Source organism: Polaromonas sp. P1_E1_2 (assembly GCF_056406035.1).
This window is the reverse complement of record NZ_JBFUAZ010000596.1, coordinates 1-2,611: the sequence shown is the minus strand read 5'-3', so window position 1 is coordinate 2,611 and position 2,611 is coordinate 1. Positions and strand designations below refer to the sequence as shown.

4 protein-coding genes are annotated in these 2,611 nt (G+C 60.9%); all 4 read left to right on the top strand.

Translation table 11 applies throughout. The features are described 5' to 3' along the window. Window positions 1-2: 2 nt before the first annotated feature. Window positions 3-1,247 (top strand): serine hydroxymethyltransferase, encoded by a 1,245-nt coding sequence (gene glyA / locus AC1D1P_RS20480; protein ID WP_477674224.1) that lies wholly within the window; start codon window positions 3-5, stop codon window positions 1,245-1,247. A 100-nt stretch (window positions 1,248-1,347) separates the two neighbouring features. Further along, window positions 1,348-1,797 (top strand): transcriptional regulator NrdR, encoded by a 450-nt coding sequence (nrdR, locus tag AC1D1P_RS20475; protein ID WP_457280253.1) that lies wholly within the window; start codon window positions 1,348-1,350, stop codon window positions 1,795-1,797. Then, entirely contained in the window at window positions 1,718-2,530 is an 813-nt protein-coding gene (locus AC1D1P_RS20470) for a GspH/FimT family pseudopilin (protein WP_477674223.1), read from the top strand. The genes nrdR and AC1D1P_RS20470 overlap by 80 nt, the downstream gene beginning before the upstream one ends. Further along, window positions 2,521-2,611 (top strand): prepilin-type N-terminal cleavage/methylation domain-containing protein (locus AC1D1P_RS20465; protein WP_477674225.1); only part of this gene is annotated, 91 nt, incomplete at its 3' end. The genes AC1D1P_RS20470 and AC1D1P_RS20465, both read left to right, overlap by 10 nt.

The following is a 2,611-nucleotide window of genomic DNA, read 5'->3' as shown; positions in this document are numbered from 1 at the left end:
CCATGTACCACCGCAACATCCTGGTTGAACAAACCGACCCTGAAATCTTCGCCGCCATCCAGGCTGAAAATGCCCGGCAAGAACACCACATCGAGCTGATTGCCAGCGAAAACTACGCCTCGCCCGCCGTCATGGCCGCGCAGGGCTCGCAGCTCACCAACAAATACGCTGAAGGCTACCCCGGCCGCCGCTACTACGGCGGCTGCGAACACGTCGACGTGGCCGAGCAGCTCGCCATCGACCGCATCAAAACCATCTTCGGTGCCGAGGCCGCCAACGTGCAGCCGCATTGCGGCGCATCGGCCAACGAGGCCGTGTTCCTGGCTTTCCTCAAGCCCGGCGACACCATCATGGGCATGAGCCTGGCCGAAGGCGGCCACCTGACGCACGGCATGGCCCTGAATATGAGCGGCAAGTGGTTCAACGTCGTCTCCTACGGCCTCAATGACAAGGAAGAGATTGACTACGACGCGATGGAGCGCAAGGCCCACGAGGCCAAACCCAAGCTGATCATCGCCGGCGCCTCGGCCTACAGCCTGCGCATCGATTTCGAGCGTTTCGCCAAGGTGGCCAAGGCCGTTGGCGCGATCTTCATGGTCGACATCGCCCACTACGCCGGCCTGGTGGCTGCGGGCGTGTACCCCAACCCGGTGCCGCACGCCGACATCGTCACGTCGACCACACACAAGAGCCTGCGCGGCCCGCGTGGCGGCATCATCCTGATGAAGGCCGAACACGAAAAAGCCATCAACAGCGCCATCTTCCCCGGCCTGCAGGGCGGCCCGCTGATGCATGTGATTGCCGCCAAGGCCGTGGCCTTCAAGGAAGCCATGGCGCCCGAGTTCAAGGCTTACCAGCAGCAGGTCGTGAAGAACGCGCAGATCGTGGCCGACACCCTGACCCAGCGCGGCCTGCGCATCGTCAGCGGCCGCACCGAGAGCCACGTCATGCTGGTCGACCTGCGCGCCAAGGGCATCACCGGCAAGGAAGCCGAAGCCGTGCTGGGCAGCGCCCACATGACGATCAACAAGAACGCCATCCCGAACGACCCCGAAAAACCGATGGTCACCAGCGGCGTGCGCATCGGCACCCCGGCCATGACGACCCGCGGCTTCAAGGACGAAGAAGCCCGCGCCACGGCCAACCTGATCGCCGACGTGCTCGACAACCCGCGCGACGCGGCCAACATCGAAGCGGTCCGTGCCAAGGTCCACGCCCTGACCAGCCGCTTCCCGGTCTACCGCTGATCATGACGGACAGTGCGGACACTATGATTTTGATAGCTGCCCGCGCATGTCCTGATTGGGCTAGAGGCCGATTTACACCTTCAGATTCGGGCTACCTCTCATGAAATGCCCTTTTTGCGGCCACCTTGAAACCCAGGTCGTGGAGACGCGCGTGGGCGAAGAYGCCGARTTCATACGCCGCCGCCGCCAGTGCGGCGCRTGTGAAAAGCGCTTCACAACCTATGAGCGGCCCGATGTCACCTTCCCGTCCATCGTCAAGAAGGACGGCAGGCGCATCGAGTACAAGCGCAGCAAAGTCCTGGCGTCCCTGAACCTSGCGCTGCGCAAGCGGCCCGTCAGCACCGAGCAGGTCGACTCGGCGGTTGAACGCATCGAGGAAAAGCTCCTGAGCCTGGGGCTGCGGGAAGTGCCGTCCAACCGCATCGGCGAGCTCGTCATGCGTGAGCTCCGCAAGCTCGACAAGGTGGCCTATGTCCGCTTTGCGAGCGTTTACCGCAGCTTCGAGGATATTGACGAATTCAAGACCCTGGTGGACGAGGTCAGGCGGTAGAAATCGCTCCGGGTACGGCAAAAACCCTACCCGCCACCAGATTAATGGTAGTCGGAGCCCGACAGCCGGAGCCTCGCCCGTCAACGGCGGTTCCTATACTCACGACATGCGAATGACCGTGTGCTCAACAACCTTACGCCGCCCCACCAAAGCGGCTCCGCGCGCTTGCGACGCAGGCTTCACCATCATCGAAATCATGGTGACAGTTGCTGTTTTAGCCATGATTTTGGCCATAGGACTGCCTAATTTGAGGGAGTTCATGGTTCGAAACCAGGCAGGCGCCATTACGGCTGAATTTTCCAATGACGTCTCGCGTGCGAGGATTGAAGCGATCAGCAGAAACAATTGCGTCACCATCTGCATGTCGAGCAATACCTCCAATGCCCTTACCGGGGGCACCCCCACATGCGCAACGGCGGGGAGCAACTGGCAAGCCGGCTGGATAGTTTTTTCCAATCCCAGTTGCAGCGCCACACAAAACGACCCGACAACGGTCGGCTCGACACTGATTTCAGTGCGCCAGCCTGGCGTCGACAGCTTTGACCTGTCAGATAGTGCTTCTTTGAAGCGCCTAACGTTCGATTCTCGAGGGCTTGCATCCATTGCCCAGTCCAACTTCTCGCTTTCATACATCCTCGAAAGCAACACCAGTCCTCACTACCGCTCTATTTGCATCACTTCAGCAGGCCGGGTAAGTGTCAAAAAATACGGAGGAGTCAGCGCATGTCCATGAGTCGCCAGCGAGGTGCAGGCCTGATCGAGGCCTTGATCGCCATGCTTATTCTTTCCATCGGTGTGCTCGGCATGGTCGGCA